This window comes from Streptomyces sp. NPDC050085 (genome assembly GCF_044460595.1).
GTDB lineage: Bacteria > Actinomycetota > Actinomycetes > Streptomycetales > Streptomycetaceae > Streptomyces.
Map to the genome: position 1 here is coordinate 1 of NZ_JBITJZ010000002.1, position 20,718 is coordinate 20,718.

The 20,718-nt window shown below is 70.4% G+C and carries 19 protein-coding genes and 3 tRNA genes; 11 read left to right on the forward strand and 11 right to left on the reverse strand.

Annotation, left to right across the window (positions count from 1 at the left end):
* Positions 1 to 90: 90 nt before the first annotated feature.
* Positions 91 to 510: a MarR family transcriptional regulator gene (locus ACIBUY_RS08395; protein ID WP_365575031.1), complete on the reverse strand. Its 420-nt coding sequence runs from the start codon at positions 508 to 510 to the stop codon at positions 91 to 93.
* Between the two features lie 116 nt (positions 511 to 626).
* Between ACIBUY_RS08395 and ACIBUY_RS08400 the strand changes: the two genes are divergently transcribed.
* Positions 627 to 2,120 carry an MFS transporter gene (locus ACIBUY_RS08400; protein ID WP_365575028.1) on the forward strand — a complete coding sequence of 498 codons (1,494 nt, stop codon included), beginning with the start codon at positions 627 to 629 and terminating at the stop codon, positions 2,118 to 2,120.
* A gap of 97 nt (positions 2,121 to 2,217) precedes the next feature.
* Here the strand turns inward: ACIBUY_RS08400 and ACIBUY_RS08405 are convergent, their stop codons facing one another.
* Entirely contained in the window at positions 2,218 to 2,580 is a 363-nt protein-coding gene (locus tag ACIBUY_RS08405) for a zinc ribbon domain-containing protein YjdM (RefSeq protein ID WP_399152171.1), read from the reverse strand.
* A gap of 104 nt (positions 2,581 to 2,684) precedes the next feature.
* Here ACIBUY_RS08405 and ACIBUY_RS08410 point away from each other — a divergent pair, with 104 nt between their 5' ends.
* From ACIBUY_RS08410 to ACIBUY_RS08430, 5 genes are all read left to right on the forward strand, one after another.
* Entirely contained in the window at positions 2,685 to 3,026 is a 342-nt protein-coding gene (locus ACIBUY_RS08410; protein ID WP_399152172.1) for an ArsR/SmtB family transcription factor, read from the forward strand.
* Positions 3,023 to 4,738: a SulP family inorganic anion transporter gene (locus tag ACIBUY_RS08415; RefSeq protein WP_399152173.1), complete on the forward strand. Its 1,716-nt coding sequence runs from the start codon at positions 3,023 to 3,025 to the stop codon at positions 4,736 to 4,738. The genes ACIBUY_RS08410 and ACIBUY_RS08415 overlap by 4 nt, the downstream gene beginning before the upstream one ends.
* A complete protein-coding gene (locus tag ACIBUY_RS08420; RefSeq protein ID WP_365575016.1) occupies positions 4,735 to 5,154 on the forward strand; it encodes a pyridoxamine 5'-phosphate oxidase family protein in 420 nt (139 codons plus the stop codon). The genes ACIBUY_RS08415 and ACIBUY_RS08420 overlap by 4 nt, the downstream gene beginning before the upstream one ends.
* Positions 5,151 to 5,576, forward strand: coding sequence for an ATP-binding protein (locus ACIBUY_RS08425; protein WP_399152174.1), 426 nt, complete (start codon positions 5,151 to 5,153; stop codon positions 5,574 to 5,576). The genes ACIBUY_RS08420 and ACIBUY_RS08425 overlap by 4 nt, the downstream gene beginning before the upstream one ends.
* 291 nt (positions 5,577 to 5,867) lie before the next feature.
* Positions 5,868 to 6,878, forward strand: coding sequence for a DNA-directed RNA polymerase subunit alpha (locus ACIBUY_RS08430; RefSeq protein ID WP_399152175.1), 1,011 nt, complete (start codon positions 5,868 to 5,870; stop codon positions 6,876 to 6,878).
* A 34-nt stretch (positions 6,879 to 6,912) separates the two neighbouring features.
* Here the strand turns inward: ACIBUY_RS08430 and ACIBUY_RS08435 are convergent, their stop codons facing one another.
* The gene (locus ACIBUY_RS08435; RefSeq protein WP_399152176.1) at positions 6,913 to 7,497 is read right to left on the reverse strand and encodes a 2-phosphosulfolactate phosphatase; all 585 of its coding nucleotides are present in this window, start codon (positions 7,495 to 7,497) and stop codon (positions 6,913 to 6,915) included.
* A gap of 413 nt (positions 7,498 to 7,910) precedes the next feature.
* Between ACIBUY_RS08435 and ACIBUY_RS08440 the strand changes: the two genes are divergently transcribed.
* The gene (locus tag ACIBUY_RS08440; RefSeq protein ID WP_365575005.1) at positions 7,911 to 8,270 is read left to right on the forward strand and encodes a metalloregulator ArsR/SmtB family transcription factor; all 360 of its coding nucleotides are present in this window, start codon (positions 7,911 to 7,913) and stop codon (positions 8,268 to 8,270) included.
* Positions 8,271 to 8,505: 235 nt separating this feature from the next.
* Here ACIBUY_RS08440 and ACIBUY_RS08445 read toward each other — a convergent pair whose 3' ends face one another.
* From ACIBUY_RS08445 to ACIBUY_RS08460, 4 genes are all read right to left on the reverse strand, one after another.
* A complete protein-coding gene (locus ACIBUY_RS08445) occupies positions 8,506 to 8,643 on the reverse strand; it encodes a hypothetical protein (protein WP_399152177.1) in 138 nt (45 codons plus the stop codon).
* Between the two features lie 207 nt (positions 8,644 to 8,850).
* A tRNA-Ile gene (locus ACIBUY_RS08450) sits at positions 8,851 to 8,924 on the reverse strand.
* Positions 8,925 to 9,101: 177 nt separating this feature from the next.
* Positions 9,102 to 9,174, reverse strand: a tRNA-Asn gene (locus ACIBUY_RS08455).
* A gap of 5 nt (positions 9,175 to 9,179) precedes the next feature.
* Positions 9,180 to 9,252: transfer RNA gene (locus ACIBUY_RS08460), tRNA-Asn, on the reverse strand.
* 158 nt (positions 9,253 to 9,410) lie between these two features.
* Here ACIBUY_RS08460 and ACIBUY_RS08465 point away from each other — a divergent pair.
* The 4 genes from ACIBUY_RS08465 (at position 9,411) to ACIBUY_RS08480 (ending at position 15,027) form a co-directional block, all read left to right on the forward strand.
* The gene (locus tag ACIBUY_RS08465) at positions 9,411 to 9,713 is read left to right on the forward strand and encodes a YtxH domain-containing protein (protein WP_365574990.1); all 303 of its coding nucleotides are present in this window, start codon (positions 9,411 to 9,413) and stop codon (positions 9,711 to 9,713) included.
* Positions 9,714 to 9,762: 49 nt separating this feature from the next.
* Positions 9,763 to 11,193 (forward strand): FGGY family carbohydrate kinase, encoded by a 1,431-nt coding sequence (locus tag ACIBUY_RS08470; RefSeq protein WP_399152178.1) that lies wholly within the window; start codon positions 9,763 to 9,765, stop codon positions 11,191 to 11,193.
* A gap of 166 nt (positions 11,194 to 11,359) precedes the next feature.
* A complete protein-coding gene (locus ACIBUY_RS08475; RefSeq protein ID WP_365574984.1) occupies positions 11,360 to 13,099 on the forward strand; it encodes an ABC transporter ATP-binding protein in 1,740 nt (579 codons plus the stop codon).
* Complete coding sequence (locus ACIBUY_RS08480) at positions 13,099 to 15,027, forward strand: ABC transporter ATP-binding protein (protein ID WP_365574981.1); 1,929 nt, start codon at positions 13,099 to 13,101, stop codon at positions 15,025 to 15,027. The genes ACIBUY_RS08475 and ACIBUY_RS08480 overlap by 1 nt, the downstream gene beginning before the upstream one ends.
* Positions 15,028 to 15,080: 53 nt before the next feature.
* Here ACIBUY_RS08480 and ACIBUY_RS08485 read toward each other — a convergent pair whose 3' ends face one another.
* From ACIBUY_RS08485 to ACIBUY_RS08500, 4 genes are all read right to left on the reverse strand, one after another.
* Entirely contained in the window at positions 15,081 to 16,397 is a 1,317-nt protein-coding gene (locus ACIBUY_RS08485) for an RNA polymerase sigma factor (RefSeq protein ID WP_365574978.1), read from the reverse strand.
* A 178-nt stretch (positions 16,398 to 16,575) separates the two neighbouring features.
* Entirely contained in the window at positions 16,576 to 18,480 is a 1,905-nt protein-coding gene (dnaG, locus tag ACIBUY_RS08490) for a DNA primase (RefSeq protein WP_365574975.1), read from the reverse strand.
* Positions 18,481 to 18,514: 34 nt separating this feature from the next.
* The gene (locus ACIBUY_RS08495) at positions 18,515 to 19,780 is read right to left on the reverse strand and encodes an FAD-dependent oxidoreductase (RefSeq protein ID WP_365574972.1); all 1,266 of its coding nucleotides are present in this window, start codon (positions 19,778 to 19,780) and stop codon (positions 18,515 to 18,517) included.
* 93 nt (positions 19,781 to 19,873) lie between these two features.
* Positions 19,874 to 20,650 carry a sulfite exporter TauE/SafE family protein gene (locus tag ACIBUY_RS08500; RefSeq protein ID WP_399152179.1) on the reverse strand — a complete coding sequence of 259 codons (777 nt, stop codon included), beginning with the start codon at positions 20,648 to 20,650 and terminating at the stop codon, positions 19,874 to 19,876.
* Positions 20,651 to 20,718 lie beyond the last annotated feature (68 nt).

Genomic DNA, 20,718 nt, shown 5'->3' on the forward strand with positions numbered 1-20,718 from the left:
GCGCCCGGTGCGGCGAGAGTGCGTGCCAGGCGTCGTGAGGCTGGGGGCACCTCCCAGCGTTAGCTGGGGGAGGGAGTTTGAAGACACGCCCTAGAGGAACGCGCGCTCCAGCAGCGTGTGGAGCATGGCCCTGTCCTCGTCGCCGAGCCGGTCGAGGCCTTCCCGCGTGGTGTGCATCTTGGCCCGGATCTCATCGGTGACCCGCTCGCCCTCGGCGGTCAGTACGACGTTCTTGACGCGGCGGTCCGTGCTGCTCGGCTCGCGGCGCACCAGTCCGCGCTTCTCCAGCCGGTCGACGATGCCGGTCATGTTCGACGCGTCACACGTCAGGATGTCGGCCAGGGCCCGCATCGCGGCGGGGCCGCGGCGCAGCACGGTCAGCGCCTTGCCCTGGCTCGCGGTGAGGTTCTCGCTCGCCGCGGCGATGGTGAAGTCGCCGTAGTAGGCGCCCAGGGATCGCGAGAGGACCTCCATGAGCTGGTCCGTGTCGACGTGGGGAGTGCCAGTCATGCGCCCTACTTTACTCCCTGAAACTTGACGATCTCAAATATCAATGTCTACCGTCTATTGCATTGCTTGAAGTTCTCAAGCATCTAGGTTGTCAAGTAACTGAAAGAAGAACTGCCGTGTCTCACGCACATCGCGCTGCGCCCCCGCAGCCGTCCGGGCAGACCCTGGTCGTCCTCGCACTCGGGCTGGCCGCGATGGTCGTCTCGATGATGCAGACGCTGGTCGTCCCGGTCCTGAGCATCATCCAGTCCGACCTGAACGCCTCGACCGCGAACGTCAGTTGGGTCACCACGGCCACCCTCCTGTCGGCCGCCGTCTTCACACCCCTGCTCGGCCGCTTCGGGGACCAGCACGGCAAGAAGTCCACCCTCGTCGGCGTTCTGCTCGTGATGATCGCGGGCTCGGTGCTCGCCGCCACCACGAGCTCGCTGACCTGGCTGATCGTCGGCCGCGTCATGCAGGGCGCGGCGACCGCCATCTTCCCGCTCGCCCTGTCCGTGCTCCGCGAGGAGATCAGGCCGGAGAAGCTGCACGGGGCGATGGCCCTGGTCAGCGGGACGCTCGCCTTCGGCAGCGGCCTCGCGCTCGTCGGCGCCGGCCTGCTCACCCAGGGCTCGGACCCCGACTACCACCGGGTCTTCTGGCTCGCCGTCGTACTCGCCGTGGTGGCCCTGGCCGGTGTGCTGTTCGCGGTGCCCGCGTCCCGCGCGAAGACCGGCGGGCGGACCGACTGGCTGGGTGCGCTGACCCTCGCGCTGCTGCTCGTCCTGCTGCTCCTGCCGATCTCGCAGGGCCACGAGTGGGGCTGGACGTCCGGCCGTACGCTCGGCGCCTTCGCCGGAGCGGTCGTCATGGCCGTCGTGTGGGTCGTCACCGAGCGGCGGGTCGCCGAGCCGATGGTCGACATGAAGATGTTCGCCCACCGCCCCGTCCTCTTCACGAACCTGGCCGGACTGCTCCTCGGCTTCGCGATGTTCGCCCAGTTCATCGGCGTCTCGTACCTCGTGCAGATGCCCGAGCGGCTCACCGGGTACGGCTTCAGCGCCTCTGTGCTCGACGCCGCCGTCGTCTACCTGCTGCCGACCACGCTGGTCTCCCTCGTCGGCGCCCAGTTCGGCGGCCTGCTCGTCCGCCGCATCGGCGCACGCTTCACCCTGGCCGTCGGCGCGGTCTTCGGGGCCGTCGGGTTCGCCTGGCTGACCACCGCGCACGGTACGACCGGCTCGGTGATCGGCGCGGGCATGGTCATCGGCCTGGCGATCAGCTTCGGCTACGCGTCCATGCCGGCGCTCATCGTCGCCAGCGTCCCGGCCCACCAGACCGGCATCGCCAACGGCATCAACTCGATCTCCCGTTCCGTCGGCAGCGCCGTCGCGAGCGCCATGATCACGTCGCTGCTCGCGTCGAAGACCATCACGCTCCCGCACGGCCTGCCCGCACTGCCGCAGGAGAGCCAGTTCACGCTGAGCTTCGGCATCGCGGGAGGCGCCTTCGCCCTCGTGGTGGCCGTCGCGCTGGTCGGCCTCAGGGCCTCCCGCGCCACGCGTGAGTCCGTACCGACGAAGGTTGCCGCCTCCCAGCCCAAGGAGGCGGACGCCGAACTGGTGTGACCGACCGTCCCGCCTGCGGCCCGCGGCCGGGCCTCCCCCTCCGGGAGGTCCGGCCGCGGCCGTGCCCAGCGCCCGAGGGCAGGACGCACGAGCCGGTTCAGGCCTTCTTGACCACGCTGGACTTGAGCTGCATCGGGCCGAAGCCGTCGATCTTGCAGTCGATGTCGTGGCCGTCGACGCCGTCCTCGATGAGCCGGATGCCCCGGACCTTGGTGCCCGCCTTGATGCCGCTCGGGCTGCCCTTGACCTTGAGCGTCTTGACCACCGTCACGGTGTCGCCGTCGGCGAGCACGTTTCCGACCGCGTCCTTGACGATGCGCTCGCCGACGGCCTCCTCCGCCGCCTCGGACCGGGACGACGGCGACCACTCGTGGCCGCACTCGGGACAGACCAGCAGCGCGCCCATCTCGTAGGCGTAGGCGCCGGCGCACTGGGGGCAGGGGGGAAGCGTTTCAGTCACCACGGCAGTCTACGAATCGACTAGCTTAATTGCGAAATTTTGCAATTCATTAGATGGTGTGCGGGCCGTGCTCGCGGTGGCCTCAGTCGTGGGGAGAGGGATTCGTGTCCGTTCCGCTGTATCAGGCCAAGGCCGAGTTCTTCCGGATGCTCGGTCATCCCGTACGGATACGGGTTCTGGAGCTGTTGCAGGACGGGCCGACTCCCGTACGGGACCTGCTGGCGGCCATCGAAGTGGAACCCTCCGCCCTCTCCCAACAGCTCGCGGTGTTGCGCCGCTCCGGCATCGTGACCTCCCAGCGGGAGGGCTCGACGGTCGTCTACGCGCTGGCCGGCGGCGATGTCGCCGATCTGATGCGGGCCGCGCGCCGCATCCTCACCGAGATGCTCTCCGGACAGAACGAACTCCTCGCCGAACTGCGGGAGGCCGAGGTGGCCACCCGATGAACACCCTCCTCGGCCGGATCACGGCCCTGCTGCCCGGCCGCCGCGACCTCACCGACGCCCGCCGCGATCCGCGCCGTGACCTGCTGGCCGGTCTGACCGTGGCGATCGTGGCGCTGCCGCTCGCGCTCGGCTTCGGCGTCTCCTCCGGGCTCGGCGCCGAGGCGGGGCTCGCGACCGCGGTGGTCGCCGGCGCACTGGCGGCCGTGTTCGGCGGATCGAATCTGCAGGTGTCAGGGCCGACCGGCGCCATGACCGTGGTGCTCGTGCCGATCGTCGCCCAGTACGGTCCCGGCGGCGTGCTCACCGTCGGCCTCGTCGCCGGTGTGCTGCTGGTGACACTGGCACTGCTGCGGGCCGGGAAGTACATGAGTTACGTGCCCGCCCCCGTCATCGAGGGCTTCACGCTGGGCATCGCCTGTGTGATCGGACTCCAGCAGGTGCCGAACGCGCTGGGGGTGGCCAGGCCCGAGGGCGACCAGGTGCTGGTGGTGGCCTGGCGGACGGTCGAGGAGTTCGCGAAGGCGCCGAACTGGACCGCCGTCGCCTTCGCCGTCGCGGTCGCCGTCGTGATGCTCGTCGGCGCCCGGCTGCGTCCGGCGATTCCGTTCTCCATCGTCGCGATCATCGCCGCCACGCTCGTCGCCCAGGTCGCCGGTCTTGACGCGGCCGCGCCGATCGGTGATCTGCCCTCCGGGCTGCCCGCTCCCTCGCTGTCCTTCCTCGACCCGGGCTCGCTCGGCACCCTGCTGCCCTCGGCGGTGGCGGTCGCCGCACTCGCCGCGCTGGAGTCACTGCTGTCGGCCTCGGCGGCGGACGGCATGACGGTGGGTCAGAAGTTCGACCCGGACCGGGAGTTGTTCGGACAAGGCCTCGCGAACATCGCCGCCCCGTTGTTCGGCGGCGTCCCCGCGACCGGGGCCATCGCCCGTACCGCCGTGAACGTACGCACCGGCGCCCGCTCCCGCCTCGCCGCGCTCGCCCACGCCGTGGTGCTCGCCGTCATCGTCTTCGCGGCCGCCCCGCTGGTGTCGAGGATTCCGCTGGCCGCGCTCGCCGGTGTCCTGATCGCGACCGCGATCCGGATGGTCGAGGTCGGCTCGCTGCGCGCGATGGCGAAGGCGACCCGCTCGGATGCCGTCATCCTCGTCCTGACCGCCGCCGCCACACTCGCCCTCGACCTCGTCCAGGCGGTCGTCATCGGCATCGCCGTCGCCGCTCTGCTCGCCCTGCGCGCCGTCGCCCGACAGGCCCGCGTGCAGGAGGTCCCGCTCGACCCGGGCGACCACGGCGCCGAGGAACACGCCCTGCTCGCCGAGCACATCGTGGCCTACCGCGTGGACGGGCCCCTGTTCTTCGCCGGCGCACACCGCTTCCTCCTCGAACTGTCCGAGACAGCGGACGTACGGGTCGTGATCCTGCGCATGTCGCGGGTATCCACCATGGACGCGACCGGCGCACTCGTCCTCAAGGACGCCGTGGCGAAGCTCAACCGGCGCGGCATCGCCGTCATGACCTCCGGGATACGTCCCGGACAGCGCCAAGTCCTCGAATCCGTAGGGGCGTTGGAACTGCTCCGCCGTGCGGGCCACGAGTACGCGACCACGCCCGAGGCCATCGCGGGCGCCCGCGCCCACCTGGAGCGCGCGGGCCTGCTGCCCACCCTGCCCCGGCAGAAGACCGCACCGACCTCCGTCGAGGAACCCGCCCGATGAGCACACCGAACACGCCGCACCAGACGCCACGCATGACCGAGGTCTCCGGCGCGGAGGCACTGTGGCTGCTGGAGGGAAGTTCGTACGGCCGTCTGGTCTACGTCCAGCGCGAGCTGCCCGTCCTGCGGCCGGCCCGGCACGTGTGGGGGGTGGGCCGTCTGGTCGTACGCGCCCCGGCCGCAGCGTCCGCCGTCCCGGCCACCGCGACCTACCACGTGGACGACGTGGACCCGGCGAACGGCACGGGCTGGACGGTCACCACGACCGGCCCCGTCGAAGTGGTGCGTGACCGGGACGAGGCCGCGCACTACCGGCGCACGCTGACCGGCTGGACCTATGGCCCGCACGACACGTTCCTGCGCCTTCGCCCGCAGTCGATCACCGGATTCCGGCTCACCATGGGGGACGCGCGATGAGCAAAGCGATCGAGGCCCTGCCGCACCGGCACGCGCTCACCGTGCCCACCGAGGGTTCGGCGGTGCGGATGGCACGCGAGACCGCGCAGATGGTGCTCGCCGAATGGGGCGTCAGCGCCCGCCACCCGAGCCTGGATCCGGCCCTGCTGATCCTCAGCGAGCTGGTCACCAACAGCGTGCGGCACGCAGCCACGACGTCTCCGACGCTCACGGTGATCTTCGCCGGCAGCGCGGACTGCCTGGCCTTCGGCGTCCACGACCGCCACCCCTACCAGCCGCCGCTGCACGGGGCACTGACCGCGACCGGCGGCAAAGGGCTGGCCACCGTCATGGAACTCACCCTCGCCCTGGCCGGGACCGCAGTCGTGCGCGGCGACGCCGACGGGGGCGGCAAGAGCATCTGGATCACCCTGCCCCTGTGACCCGCACCGGCCACTCGACACCCCTCAACGGGCAGCGCGTACAAGGAAGTTCACCCACACGACCATCGCGTGGCGCTACACCGTCGAACCCAACCTCGGCACCCTCTCCGTGGCCGGGCACCTCGGCCCCGCGGCCACGACCTGTTTCCCCTTACATGCGGATACATCCTGATACATGCAGATACATGCGGATATCGATGGCGTGGCCGCCAGTGCGGCAGTATCACCCCTAACTCTTCTTCCCATGTCTACGGCGTCGCAGGGCGGTCGCCGAAATGGAGGCAACATCTCGTGCTGATTGCTGAGCGTCCCTCGTTGACCGAAGAGGTGGTTGAGGGGTGCCGTTCGCGGTTCGTCATCGAGCCGCTGGAGCCGGGTTTCGGCTACACGCTCGGCAACTCCCTGCGCCGTGCCCTGCTGTACTCGATTCCCGGCGCGGCTGTCACCGGCGTCCGCATCGACGGTGTCCCGCAGGAGTTCACCACCGTGCCGGGCGTCACGGAGGACGTGACCGACCTCGTCCAGAACATCAAGCAGTTGGTGGTCTCCTGCGAGCACGACGAGCCGGTCGTGCTACACCTGCGCAAGCAGGGCCCGGGGTTCCTCACCGCTGCCGACATCGACCCGCAGGCCGGTGTCGAGGTGCACAACCCCGACCTCGTCCTCGCCACGCTGAGCGGCGCGGGCGAGCTGGGGATGGAGCTGACCGTCGAGCGCGGTCGCGGCTACGTCTCGGCCGTGCGGAACAAGCAGGTGGGCCAGGAGATCGGCCGGATTCCGGTCGACTCGATCTACTCGCCGGTGCTGAAGGTCATGTACAAGGTCGAGGCCACGCGTGTCGAGCAGCGCACCGACTTCGACAAGCTCATCGTCGACGTCGAGACCAAGCAGGCGATGCGGCCGCGTGACGCCATGGCGTCGGCCGGCAAGACGCTGGTCGAGCTGTTCGGCCTGACACGCGACCTGAACGTGGACGCCGAGGGCATCGAGATGGGCCCGTCCCCCACGGACGCCGCCCTGGTCGCCGACCTGGCACTGCCGATCGAGGACCTCGAGCTCACCGTCCGGTCGTACAACTGCCTCAAGCGCGAGGGCATCCACTCCGTCGGCGGCCTCCTCGCGCTCACCGAGCAGGACCTGCTCGACATCCGCAACTTCGGGGCGAAGTCGATCGACGAGGTCAGGGCCAAGCTGGCCGACATGGGCCTGGCCTTCAAGGACGGCCCGCCCGGATTCGACCCGACCACCGCCGTGGACACGTTCGGCGCGGACAGCGGGTTCTCGGACCCCGGGCAGTACTGAAGCCGCTGTCCGAGCGGGCCGCCGCGGCCACCCGTCACGTGGCCGCGGCGAAGGCCCCCTCGACGTCCATGACCGGCACGACGGTGCACGCGTCCTCCTCGGTCGCGATCACCACGTCCTCGGCGAACCCCGCGGAGGCCGATTCCCGTCCGGAGGCGCTCGCGGCGATCGCGCGCGGGATGTCGGCGGTGGCCTCGGCGCAGGCCCGCGCGCACGCCGCCTCCGCCGAAAGCGGGCCGGCCCCCTGGGAGCCGAGGTCGGCGATGAGTGCGCCCGCCGCGAGCAGGTCCTCCGGGGCGGGGCGCAGGGAGCCGTCCGGCCACCGCTCGCCCGCCGCGATGACGGCCACCGGCCGCTCGGATCCCCCGTAGCCGTGCTGGGTGAGCCGGCTGCCGACCGCGGTGACGTTGCGCAGGCAGGCGGCCACCACCGGCGCCACGGCGCCTGCGGTGAAGGGGGACCGGCGCAGCTGGGTCGGGGACAGCGACCAGGGGTACTGCGTGGACACGGTGCTACGTGCGACGGCCAGGCAGGCCGCCTCCGCGGCGAGACGGGCGGTCCCGGTGGCACCCCACTCGAACCGTATGCCGCACCCGGGCTGCGCGGCCCAGTCACCCATGACCGCCCCTTCCCGTCAGGCCGCGTCGTCGCCCGGAGCAGGGCGGTTGTCGCGGCCGCCGAAGGAGAGCTTGAGCATCCGGGCGTTCCCGCAGCGCGGGCACAGTCCGTCCGAAACGACCGCGCCGGGGCGGCACTTGAGTCGGCACGCGGGGCACTTGAGCCAAGCCACTCCCAGGCCACGCAACGGCGTGATTCTCATCCAAGCCCCCCTCGCCACACATGCTGAGTTGCTAATTTTAGCAATTCATTAGGTCGCTCGTTGGCACTTCCTGCGGTCGTCACCGCTGGATTCAGGGCCTCGGCTTTCCTGCGCACCCCTCGCGCGGGCGAGGATGGGGCCATGCACAAGACGAGTGAGTGGATGCGATGCGCGGAGCGGCCGTGGCGCCGCCCCGAGAGGGGAACGGGTCGGTGAGCACGCCGCTGTACCAACTCAAGGCCGAGTTCTTCAAGACCCTCGGCCATCCGGCCCGTATCCGCGTCCTGGAACTGCTCAGCGAGCGCGAGCACGCGGTCGCCGAGATGCTGCCCGAGGTCGGCATCGAGCCCGCCCACCTCTCGCAGCAGCTGGCCGTGCTGCGCCGGGCCAATCTCGTGGCCACCCGCAAGGAAGGCTCGAACGTCTACTACTCGCTGACCAGTCCGCAGGTCGCCGAGTTGCTGCGGGTCGCCCGATCCATCCTGGCCGGCGTCCTGGGCGGCCAGGCCGAACTCCTCGCCGACCTGCGCGCCGCCCAGAGTGGCGGCGACAGCGGGAAGACGCCGCCGTAGCCGGGCGACCCTCGATCGGCGCACCGGGGCCCCGAGTGCCGGTTTCCGGGCGACTGACGGCCCGTCACCGCTTTGGTGGCGGGCCATCAGGCTACGCAACACCCGGTCGCCTCGTTTCTGGACTACGGCCCAGCAGTGGGGCGGGTGGGACGCGAACCCGCGGCCGACGGATCATGAGCCCTTGCGCAGCGTTCTGGATCTCCATGCAGCCAGACCGAAGACCAGCAACACAGAACTAGCTGAAGATGCGCACCATGGCGGCCGCCACCGACCCCAGACAGACGGAGGCCGTGGCGACAACCTCCTTCACCCGGAACAGCCGGACACGACCGTCCCGTACGACCGCGATCTCCCGCCGCTCAACGTTCCCCATCTCGAACCATTCGATCGAGTTCGCGCTCGCGCGCTCCCGCAGGTCGGCGAAGCAACCCCGCAGCCGTGCGACCTCCCGCTCCCGGAATCCCCCTGGGCGGCACGTCCTGCCGCTTTCCGAGTGACTAATGGCCCGTCACCGTTTTGGTGACGGGCCATCAGGTTACGTAACCGCTGGTCGCATCGTTTCTGCACTACGGCCCAGCAGTGGGGCGGGTGGGACTCGAACCCACGGCCGACGGATTATGAGTCCGCTGCTCTAACCGGCTGAGCTACCGCCCCTTACGGCGCGTCGCGCACATTTGTGCGCGCCGTCTGCCGCAGCATAGCCGCTCATACGATCTCCTGCCTCGGATGGTTCGGCTCTGCACGACCTTGAGGACTCCGCAGGTACACGGGCGGTTCCACCGGGCACGAAAAAGCCCCCCGGAGTGGACTCCGGAGGGGCTTGTTCGACAGCTCTCCCGACTGGACTCGAACCAGTAACCTGCCGGTTAACAGCCGGCTGCTCTGCCAATTGAGCTACAGGAGATCGAGCTCCCCCGACTGGACTCGAACCAGTAACCTGCCGGTTAACAGCCGGCTGCTCTGCCAATTGAGCTACAGGGGAATGCATCGTTGCTTCGAACGCACCCACCTGGGTACTTGCCAGGCGGCGGGCGCTCGCTGCGACACATACATTAGCGCAAGCAGGGGGGTGCTCCGCCAATCGGTATCCCCCCAGTGATCATCGACGATCACGAACCTCGCTACGGAAGGGTGGCCGTCATGCGCTACCGGCTCACATTCATCGCCGGGATCGCCCTCGGATACGTGCTGGGGACGCGGGCCGGACGCGAGCGGTACGAGAAGCTGAAGAAGACCGCGCGGGAGATCGCGCAGAACCCCGCCGTGCGCAACACGGCGGAGTCCGCCGCCCAGCAGACGCGCCAGTACGCGGGCAAGGCCTTCCACTCGGTGAGCGAGAAGGTCGAGAGCAAGGTGCCGGACTCGGTGGCCGACCGCGTGCGGTCGCTGCGCGAGCGCGGCGGCCCGGGCGAGGACGACGACTGGGGCACCAGCAACACCTAGAGACACCGGGCGGCGCAGAAGTCCCGCGTGGTGCGGCAGTATTTCTGTCATGGGGATAGTCGCCGGGCTGGACAGTTCGCCCGATTTCACGCGCATTGTGGTTTGTGACTCCGAGACCGGGGCCGTGCTGCGGCAGGGCTATGCCCCGCATCCGCTGGACCCGGTGGACGGCGGTGGGCGTCCGTCCGACGTCGATCCCCAGGCATGGCTCCTGTCGCTCGGCGAGGCCGCGGGCGGCGGGCTGCTCGAAGGCGTCCAGGCCATCGGCGTCTCCGCGCAGCAGAACGCGCTGGTGCCGCTGGACTCGCAGGGCAACACCGTGCGGCCCGCGCTGGTGGGCGGTGACAAGCGGGCCCAGGCATCGTCCGCCGATCTGATCGACCGGCTCGGCTCGCGCGAGGCGTGGGCCGAGGCCGTCGGGTCCGTGCCGCAGGCGGCGCAGCCCGTCACCAAGCTGCGCTGGCTGGCGCGCACCGAGCCCGAGAACGCGCAGCGTGTGGCCCTTCTCATGCAGGCCCACGACTGGCTCGTGTGGCAACTGCTCGGCCGGCCCGCGCGCCGGACCACGGACCGCGGCGGGGCCTCGGGCACCGGCTACTGGTCCGCGGCCTCCGGATCCTGGCGGCCCGACCTCGTGGAGCTGGCCCTCGGCCGGCAGGCGATGCTGCCTGAGGTCCTCGGTCCCGGCGACGCCGCGGGGACCACCCCTGAGGGGCTGATCATCTCGGCCGGGACCGGGGAGACCATGGCCGCCGCCTTCGGGCTCGGGGTGCAGGTCGGGGACGCCGTCGTCTCGCTGGGCGCCTCGGGGTCGGTGATGGCCGTGCACCACGAGGCGCTGGTCGACTCCAGTGGTGCGATTACGTCGCTCGCCGACGCCACCGGGATGCATCTGCCCGTGGTGCATACGTTGAATGCGGTGCGGGCGCTGCGGGGCACGGCGGAGATGCTGGGGCTCGACGGTGGGCTGGAGGAGCTGTCCGAGCTCGCCATGAAGTCGACGCCGGGTGCCCACGGACTCGTACTCCTGCCGTATCTGGAGGGCGAGAAGACGCCGAATCTGCCGCACACGGCGGGGACCCTGAGCGGGCTGCGGCGGGAGTCCATGAAGCCCGAGCATCTGGCGCGGGCCGCCTTCGAAGGCATGTTGTGCGGGCTCGCCGACGCCATCGACGTGCTGCGCGGGCGCGGGGTCGAGATCCGGCGGGTGTTCCTGCTCGGGGCGGCGGCCGAGCTGCACGCCGTGCAGGCCGCGGCGCCGATGCTGTTCGGGGCGCAGGTCGTGGTGCCGCAGCCCGCGGACTACGCGGCGCTCGGTGCGGCGCGGCAGGCCGCGTGGGCGCTGAGCGGGCAGTTGCCGCTGTGGCAGGGCGCGGCCGCGCAGGTCTTCGAGCCGGGCGAGGAGGCGGCCGTGGGACAGGCCGTGCGCCAGCAGTACCGGTCGGTGCGGGAGCAGATCCACCCGGGGGCGTTCGCGTAAATCCGTGGCTGGTCTTTGAACGCTCTTGGGTTAATCAGTTGAGGTAACGCGGGTGGAGTGTTCGACGATAGGGGTCCATGCGTCTTCGTTCCAGCGGAGGCGTACCCCTCCCCTCCCCTCCCCTCAACCGCTCACACTCCCACCGCCGACCACCGAGAGACCGAGCGTGCTCATACGACTCCTGCGGACCTATCTCCGTCCGTACAAGAAACCCATCGGGCTGCTGGTGCTGCTGCAGTTCCTGCAGACCTGCGCCGCCCTGTACCTGCCCACCTTGAACGCGGACATCATTGACAACGGTGTCGTCAACGGGGACACCGGCTACATCCTGTCCTACGGCGCCGCCATGCTCGGCATCACCGTCGTCCAGGTCCTGTGCAACACCGGCGCCGTGTTCTTCGGCGCCCGGACCGCCGCCGCCGTCGGGCGCGACGTGCGGGCCGGGATCTTCGACCGGGTGCAGTCCTTCTCGGCGCGCGAGGTCGGCCAGTTCGGGGCGCCCTCGCTGATCACCCGGACCACGAACGACGTGCAGCAGGTCCAGATGCTGGTGCTCATGGGCTTCACGCTCATGGTGTCGGCGCCGATCATGTGCGTCGGCGGTGTCGTCATGGCCCTCGGGCTCGACGTGCCGCTGTCCGGTGTGCTGCTCGCCGTGCTGCCCGTGATGGCGATCGTCCTGTCGCTGATCATCCGCAGGATGCGGCCGCTGTTCCGGTCCATGCAGACCAAGCTGGACACCGTGAACCGGGTGCTGCGCGAGCAGATCACCGGCAACCGCGTCATCCGTGCCTTCGTGCGCGACGAGTTCGAGAAGGAGCGGTTCGGGGAAGCGAATCGCGATCTGACCGAGACCTCGCTCGCCACCGGCCGGATCATGGCGCTGATGTTCCCGTTCGTGATGACGATCGTGAACCTCGCCTCCATCGCCGTCGTGTGGTTCGGTGCGCGGCGCATCGACGGCGAGCACATGCAGATCGGTGACCTGACCGCCTTCCTCGCGTATCTGATGCAGATCGTGATGAGCGTGATGATGGCCACCTTCATGTTCATGCAGGTGCCGCGCGCCGAGGTGTGCGCCGAGCGCATCCAGGAGGTCCTCGACACCGAGTCGAGCGTCGTGCCGCCGGATCCGCAGACGTCCGTACGCGAACTGCGGCGGCACGGGCACCTGGAGATCCGGGGCGCCGACTTCGGCTACCCGGGTGCCGAGGAGCCCGTCCTGCGCGGGGTCGACCTGGTCGCCCTGCCCGGGGAGACCACGGCGATCATCGGCTCGACGGGCAGCGGCAAGTCGACGCTGCTCGGGCTCGTGCCGCGGCTGTACGACACCACCGCCGGCGTCGTCTACGTCGACGGGGAGGACGTCCGCGAGGTCGATCCGCAGCTGATGGCGAAGACCGTGGGACTCGTACCGCAGAAGCCGTACCTGTTCTCCGGGACCGTCGCCTCGAACCTGCGCTACGGGAAGCCGGACGCGACGGACGAGGAGCTGTGGCACGCGCTCGAGGTGGCGCAGGCCAAGGACTTCGTCAGCAAGCTGGAGGGCGGGCTCGACGCCCCCATCTCGCAGGGCGGGACGAACGTCTCCGGTGGTCAGCGCCAGCGGCTCGCCATCGCCAGGACGCTGGTGCAGCGGCCCGAGATCTATCTCTTCGACGACTCGTTCTCCGCGCTCGACTACGCCACTGACGCGGCGCTGCGCCGTGCGCTGGGCGCCGAGACGGCCGAGGCGACCGTGGTGATCGTGGCCCAGCGGGTCGCGACCATCCGGGACGCCGACCGGATCGTCGTCCTCGACGAGGGCCGGGTCGTGGGCACCGGACGCCATCACGAGCTGATGGCCGACAACGAGACCTACCGGGAGATCGTGCTCTCCCAGCTGACGGAAGCGGAGGCCGCCTGATGAGCGGGCCGATGGCGGCGCGGATGGCGGCCGGTGGGCCCGGTTCGCGTTCGATGGACTTCAAGGGATCCGGCAAGCGGCTGCTCAAGCGCCTGGCGGCGCACCGGGCGTCGGTCGCCGCGGTGCTCGTGTCGATCGTGATCAGTGTCGGTCTCTCGGTGGTCGGGCCGAAGATCCTCGGCCACGCCACCGACCTGCTGTTCGGCGGGATCATCGGCGGGCGGATGGAGCCGGGCCAGACCAAGGCCGAGGTCCTCGCGGGCCTGCGGGCCAAGGGCGACGGCGGCATGGCGGACATGCTCGGCGGCGTCGACTTCACCCCCGGCAAGGGCGTGGACTTCGACGCGATCGGCGAGGTGCTGCTGCTCGCCCTCGCGGTGTTCGCGGTGGCCGGCTTCGCGATGATGATCGGTACGCGGCTCGCGAACCGGGCGATCAACCTGGCCGTGGCGCAGCTGCGCAAGGACATGCAGGCGAAGCTGTCGCGGCTGCCCCTGTCGTACTACGACAAGCAGAAGCGCGGCGAGGTGCTGAGCCGGGCGACCAACGACATCGACAACATCGGGCAGACGCTGCAGCAGACGATGGGGCAGATGCTCAACTCGGTGCTGACGATCATCGGCGTCCTCGCGATGATGTTCTGGATCTCCTGGCTGCTCGCCCTGGTCGCGCTGGTGACGGTGCCGCTGTCGGTGGTCGTCGCGGCGAAGGTCGGCAAGCGCTCGCAGCCGCAGTTCGTGCAGCAGTGGAAGACCACGGGCAAGCTCAACGCGCACATCGAGGAGATGTACACCGGCCACAACCTGGTGAAGGTGTTCGGGCGGCAGAAGGAGTCGGCCGAGCAGTTCGCCGAGCAGAACGAGGCGCTGTACGAGGCCTCGTTCAAGGCCCAGTTCAACAGCGGCATCATGCAGCCGCTGATGTTCTTCGTGTCGAACCTGAACTATGTGCTGGTGGCCGTCGTCGGCGGGTTGCGGGTGGCCTCCGGGTCCCTGTCCATCGGTGACGTGCAGGCGTTCATCCAGTACTCGCGGCAGTTCTCGATGCCGCTGACGCAGGTCGCGTCGATGGCGAACCTGGTGCAGTCGGGTGTCGCCTCGGCCGAGCGGATCTTCGAACTGCTCGACGCCGAGGAGCAGTCCGCGGATCCGGTGCCCGGTGAGAAGCCGGAGAACCTGCGCGGGCACGTCGAGTTCGAGCACGTCGCCTTCCGCTACGAGAAGGACAAGCCGCTCATCGAGGACCTGTCGCTGACGGCGGAGCCCGGTCACACGGTCGCGATCGTCGGGCCGACGGGGGCCGGGAAGACGACCCTCGTCAATCTGCTCCTGCGGTTCTACGACGTCACCGGCGGGCGGATCACGCTCGACGGGGTCGACATCGCGAAGATGTCGCGGGACGAGCTGCGGACCGGGATCGGCATGGTGCTCCAGGACACGTGGCTGTTCGGCGGGTCCATCGCGGAGAACATCGCGTACGGCGCGGCGAAGGACGTCTCGCGGGAGGAGATCGAGGAAGCCGCGAAGGCCGCGCACGCGGACCGGTTCATCCGGACGCTGCCCGAGGGGTACGACACCGTCATCGACGACGAGGGCACCGGTGTCAGCGCCGGTGAGAAGCAGCTCATCACCATTGCGCGGGCCTTCTTGTCGGATCCCGTGATCCTGGTGCTGGACGAGGCGACCTCGTCCGTCGACACCCGGACCGAGGTACTCATCCAGAAGGCCATGGCGCGGCTCGCCGCCGGGCGGACCTCGTTCGTCATCGCGCACCGTCTGTCGACGATCCGCGATGCCGACACGATTCTGGTCATGGAGAACGGGTCGATCGTGGAGCAGGGCGCGCACGATGAGCTGGTCGCCTCCGGTGGGGCGTACCAGCGGCTGTACGAGGCCCAGTTCGCCCAGGCCGTGGCCGAGGTCGACTAGCCGGGACGGGAAGCCATGGGGGCGTGGGGCCGATACGGCCCCACGCCCCTGTTTCAGTCCAGGTAGCCGCGGAGTTGGTCCGCGAAGGCGTGGTCCCTGAGTTTGTTCAGGGTCTTCGATTCGATCTGGCGGATGCGTTCGCGGGTGACGCCGAAGATGCGGCCGATCTCCTCCAGGGTGCGGGGGCGGCCGTCCGCCAGGCCGTAGCGGAGCTGGACGACCTTGCGCTCGCGCTCGCCGAGCGTCGACAGGACCGCCTCCAGGTGTTCCCTGAGCAGCAGGAACGCCGCCGATTCCACCGGGCTCGTGGCGTCGCCGTCCTCGATCAGGTCGCCGAGCGCGACGTCGTCCTCCTCGCCGACGGGGGCGTGCAGGGAGACCGGCTCCTGGGCGAGCCGCAGGACTTCGCTGACGCGCTCGTGGGGCAGGTCCAGGTGGGCCGCGACCTCTTCGGGGGTCGGCTCGTAGCCCCGTTCCTGCAGCATGCGGCGCTGGACGCGGACCACCCTGTTGATCAGTTCGACGACGTGGACGGGCACGCGGATGGTGCGGGCCTGGTCGGCCAGGGCGCGGCTCATCGCCTGGCGGATCCACCAGGTCGCGTACGTGGAGAACTTGTAGCCCCGGGCGTAGTCGAACTTCTCGACGGCGCGGATCAGGCCCAGGTTTCCCTCCTGGACCAGGTCGAGCATGGTCAGGCCGCGGCCCACGTAGCGCTTGGCGACGGAGACCACCAGGCGCAGGTTCGCCTCGATGAGGCGGCGCTTGGCCATCCGGCCCATGACGACCAACTTGTCGAGGTCCAGGGCCAGTTGGGAGTCGAGGTCGATGTCGTGGAGCAGCTTCTCCTCGGCGAACAGGCCCGCCTCGACGCGGCGTGCGAGCTCGACCTCCTCGGCCGCGGTGAGCAGCGGGATGCGGCCGATCTCGCGCAGGTACTGCCGGAACAGGTCGGAGGAGGGCCCGCTGGTGTCCGCGCGGGCGGCTCCGCGCACCGGCTCCGGCGGCGCGGACAGCTCGGGCGGCTCGGCCGCCTCCGGCTCGTCCGGGGACTCGGTGGCCTCAGGTGACTCGGGGCCGGCGCTGCCGGCCTCGGGGTGGTGTGCCGCGCGGCTCTGTGGCGGCACCGTGGTGAGGGCCTCGCCCTCCGCGGCGCCTTCGGGGTCGGCGAGGGCCTGCGCTGTGCTGTCGCTCTGACTGAGGGTCTGGGTCTGCACGGGGGCGACCTCCAAGGTGATCGCTGCTGAGGCGTGCGGCAGGGGGGCGTCAGCGGCAGCCTCGCCGCCGTCCGTCCCGTACGCGATGAGCGGAACCGCGGGGGTGTCGGGCCCGGTGTCCGGGCTCCGGCCGCGCTCCGAGGACTCAGGCACCGCAACCCAGTGTGGAGTACGACACAGTGCCGCCACGAGGGGCGTGCGTTGACTTTTTGAGTCCGGTGCGTGACCGCATGGTTACCGTGATGTACGAGTGCCCGGCATTCCCGTACGGGAACGTGGCGAAACGGCGCGTCAGGGTGCGGCGGGTTGCGCAGGTCGCATCCCCGGAGCCCTAGAGCGCTTCGGCGCCCCGTTCGCGCAGTGCCTGGCCGTACTGCTGGAGCACCCACAACTCGTTCTGCACGGCTGCCAGTTGGGCCGGGTCGCCGGTCGAGCCGAGGCGGGTGAACGTGCCCTGGACGTCGCGGATGCGGCGCTCGACGGCCCGGCGGCGGACGGTGACGAGCTGCTCGCCCGCGTACGCCTCGTCGACCGTCTTGCGGTGGATGGCCTCGACGGCCAGCTCGGTGACCATGGCGCGCACCGCGTCGTCGGGCGCCGCCTCGCGCACCCGGACCAGGTACTCGTGCACGTCACCCGCGCCCGGCTCGGCGCCGCCCGCTTCCAGGATGGCCTGGCGCACGGCTGCGTACGGAGCGGCCGTGAACTCGTCGATGCCGTACGCGTCGAACGCCGGGGAGACCAGGTGCGGGTGTTGCAGTGCGAGCTTGAGCAGCTCGCGCTCCGTCGCGTACACCGGGTTGCGCAGGGTGAGCGCCGGGCCGCCGAACGCCGGTGCGGGGGCGGCACTTTGCGCCGGCTGCGCGCCCCGGGCGGCGCTGGGCGCGGGGCCCTTGCCGCCGCGGTCCCGGGCCCAACGGGCCAGCTGGGCAACCCGCTTGACCACGAACTGGGTGTCGAGGATGCCGAGCATGCCCGCGAGCTGGACGGCGACCTCGTGCTGGGCGCCGCTGTTCTTGATGCGGGCGACGATCGGCGCGGCCTCGTCGAGCGCGGAGGCGCGCCCTGCCGGGGTCTCCAGGTCGTAGCGCGCGACGATCTGGCGCAGCGCGAACTCGAAGAGCGGGGTGCGGGGTTCGACCAGGTCGGCGACCGCCTCGTCGCCCTTGGCGAGGCGCAGCTCGCAGGGGTCCATGCCGTCGGGCGCGATCGCGATGTACGTCTCGGCGGCGAACTTCTGGTCGTCCTCGAAGGCGCGCAGGGCGGCCTTCTGACCGGCCGCGTCGCCGTCGAAGGTGAAGATCACCCGCGCCGATCCGTTGTCCATCAGGAGGCGGCGGAGGATCTTGATGTGGTCGCCGCCGAACGCCGTGCCGCAGGTCGCGATCGCGGTGGTGATGCCGGCGAGGTGGCAGGCCATGACGTCCGTGTAGCCCTCGACGACGACGGCGCGGGACGCCTTCGCGATGTCCTTCTTCGCGAGGTCGATGCCGTACAGGACCTGGGACTTCTTGTAGATCGGCGTCTCGGGCGTGTTCAGGTACTTCGGCCCGTTGTCGTCCTCGCGCAGGCGGCGGGCGCCGAAGCCGACGACCTCGCCGCCGATGTCGCGGATCGGCCACATCAGGCGGCCGCGGAAGCGGTCGATGGGGCCGCGGCGGCCCTCCTGGGACAGGCCCGAGAGGAGGATCTCCTTGTCGCTGAAGCCCTTGCCGCGCAGGAAGCGGGTCAGGTGGTCCCAGCCCGCCGGGCTGTAGCCGACGCCGAAGTGTGCGGCGGCGGCCTGGTCGAAGCCGCGCTCGGCGAGGAACTTGCGGCCGATCTCGGCTTCCGGGGACTCCAGCTGGTCCGCGTAGAACTGCGCGGCGACCTTGTGCGCCTCGACGAGGCGGATGCGCTCGCCGCGCTGGTGCTGCGGGTTGTACCCGCCCTCTTCGTAGCGCAGGGTGATGCCGGCCTGGCCGGCCAGGCGCTCCACCGCTTCGGAGAAGGTCAGGTGGTCGACCTTCATCACGAACGTGATGGTGTCGCCGCCCTCCTGGCAGCCGAAGCAGTGGAAGAACCCCTTGCTCGGGCTGACCTGGAAGGACGGGGACTTCTCGTCGTGGAAGGGGCACAGGCCCTTCAGGTTCCCGCCGCCCGCGTTGCGCAACTGCAGGTACTCGGACACCACGGCGTCGATCGGGACCGCGTCCCGAACCGCCTTCACGTCCTCGTCATTGATCCTGCCTGCCACGCGACGATTCTACGGGCGCCCACTGACACTCCTGTCACTCCTCCAGAAGATCACCGAGCGGGATGCTCGGGTCCGAGAGGCGTTCGGTGCCGGGCCGGGCACCGGAGCGGATCAGCTGCTGGATGGGTTCGGTGACGTCCCACACATTCACGTTCATCCCGGCGAGGACCCGGCCGTCCTTCAGCCAGAAGGCGATGAACTCCCGCTTGCCCGCGTCGCCGCGCAGCACCACCTGGTCGTACGCGCCGGGGGGCGCCCAGCCCGAGTACTCCAGGCCCAGGTCGTACTGGTCGGAGAAGAAGTAGGGCACGCGGTCGTAGGTGACGTCCTTGCCGAGCATGGCGCGGGCGGCGGCCGGGCCCCCGTTGAGCGCGTTCGCCCAGTGCTCGACGCGGAGCCTGGTGCCGAAGAGGGTGTGGTCGAGGGCGGCGACGTCGCCCGCCGCGTAGATGTCCGGGTCGCTGGTGCGCAGCGTGGCGTCGACCGCGATGCCGCCGCCGTGCTCGCGGGGCGCCAGGGTCAGGCCCGCGGCCTCGGCGAGGGCGGTGCGCGGGGCGGCGCCGATCGCGGCGAGCACGTCGTGCGCGGGGTGTTCCTCGCCGTCGTCGGTGTGGGCGGCGAGGACCATGCCGTCCTGGCCGGTGATCTCGGTGAGGCGGGCGCCGAAGTGGAAGCGGACGCCGTGGTCGCTGTGCAGGTCGGTGAAGATCTGGCCGAGCTCGGGGCCGAGCACGCCGTGCAGCGGGGTGGCCTCGGGTTCGACGACGGTGACCTCGGCGCCGTACTCGCGGGCGGCGGCCGCGACCTCGAGGCCGATCCAGCCCGCTCCGGCGATGACCAGGTGGCCGTTGTCCCGGCCGAGCGAGGCCAGCACGTTCTTCAGGCGCTCGGCGTGGGCGAGGCGGCGCAGGTGGTGGACGCCGACGAGGCCGGTGCCGGGGATGTCCAGGCGGCGCGGTTCGGCGCCGGTGGCCAGCAGCAGCTTGTCGTAGCGGATGGTGGTGGAGTCGCCGAGCCGGACCGTCTTGGCATCGCGGTCGACGGTGGTGACCGTCTGGCCCAGGTGCAGCTCGATGTCGTGGCTCGCGTACCAGGCCGGTTCGTGGACGAAGACGCTGTCCCGGTCCTCCTTGCCCTGGAGGTAGCCCTTCGACAGGGGCGGGCGTTCGTACGGGTGGTCCCGTTCGTCCCCGATGATGATCACCCGCCCGGTGAAGCCCTCCGAGCGGAGTGTCTCGGCGGCCTTCGCGCCGGCGAGTCCCCCTCCGACGATGACGAACGTCTGGTCCGCGTCGACCACTTGATGCCTCCTCGTTGCGCTGCCGTCATGTGCGAGCGTCCCGCACGCAGCGTGATGCGGGAAGGGGGCGTGGCCCGAACGGGGCTGTTTTCGTCACGCCCAGTGGTCGAGAGCGAGTTTGACGACGAGCGCCGTGACCGTGCACAGGAGGGCGGCGCGGACGAATCCGGCGCCGCGGGTGATGGCGGTGCGGGCGCCGATGGCTCCGCCGGTGATGTTGGCCAGGCACATCGCGGCGCCGGTCGCCCACAGGACGTGGCCGAGGCAGGCGAAGAGGGCGAGGGCGCCGAGGTCGGTGCCGATGGAGACGGCCTTGGCCGTGGCCGAGCCTTTGAGGAAGCCCGTGCCGAGGGTTGCCGTGAAGAGGGCTACGAGGAGTACGCCGGTGCCTGAACCAATGGCCCCGCTGTAGTAGCCGATGGCGGCGACTGCGGCCAAGGCCCGTTTACCGGGCACTCGGGATCGTGGGCCAGGGGCGGGAATGCCGGCCGGTCCTCTGCCCGCGGGGGCCGAAGCCGCGGCCCACGCGCCCACCGCGAGCAGCGTCGTCAGTACCGCGGGGACGAAGACCGTCTCCGGCAAGTACGTTGCCGTCAGGGCTCCCAGGAGCGAGGACGGGATTCCGATCAGTGCCGCGCGGGCCGCGCTCGGGCCGTCGAGGCCGACGCGTCTCGCGTAGGTGACGGCCGCGGACGAGGTGCCGGTGATCGCCACCAGTTTGTTGGTGCCGAGCAGCGTGGCCACCGGGGCGGTGGGCAGCAGCACCATCAGGGCCGGTACCTGCACCAGCCCTCCGCCGCCCACCACCGCGTCCAGCCAGCCCGCCGCGAGCGCCACTGCGAGCAGCGCGCTCCAGTCCACCGCGTCCACGGCCGTCCCCCCGATTTCCTGTGGTGCTCCCCCGTTGCTCCCCCGCCCCAACCGTGGGGTACGGCAAG

Bases quoted from the DNA above. Each gene is read 5' to 3' on its own strand.
- ACIBUY_RS08445 (WP_399152177.1), bottom strand. From the start codon at position 8,643: ATGGGGAACGTTGAGCGGCGGGAGATCGCGGTCGTACGGGACGGTCGT.
- ACIBUY_RS08465 (WP_365574990.1), top strand. From the start codon at position 9,411: ATGCGCTACCGGCTCACATTCATCGCCGGGATCGCCCTCGGATACGTG.
- ACIBUY_RS08480 (WP_365574981.1), top strand. From the start codon at position 13,099: ATGAGCGGGCCGATGGCGGCGCGGATGGCGGCCGGTGGGCCCGGTTCG.
- ACIBUY_RS08395 (WP_365575031.1), bottom strand. From the start codon at position 510: ATGACTGGCACTCCCCACGTCGACACGGACCAGCTCATGGAGGTCCTC.
- ACIBUY_RS08415 (WP_399152173.1), top strand. From the start codon at position 3,023: ATGAACACCCTCCTCGGCCGGATCACGGCCCTGCTGCCCGGCCGCCGC.
- ACIBUY_RS08420 (WP_365575016.1), top strand. From the start codon at position 4,735: ATGAGCACACCGAACACGCCGCACCAGACGCCACGCATGACCGAGGTC.
- ACIBUY_RS08435 (WP_399152176.1), bottom strand. From the start codon at position 7,497: ATGGGTGACTGGGCCGCGCAGCCCGGGTGCGGCATACGGTTCGAGTGG.
- ACIBUY_RS08425 (WP_399152174.1), top strand. From the start codon at position 5,151: ATGAGCAAAGCGATCGAGGCCCTGCCGCACCGGCACGCGCTCACCGTG.
- ACIBUY_RS08470 (WP_399152178.1), top strand. From the start codon at position 9,763: ATGGGGATAGTCGCCGGGCTGGACAGTTCGCCCGATTTCACGCGCATT.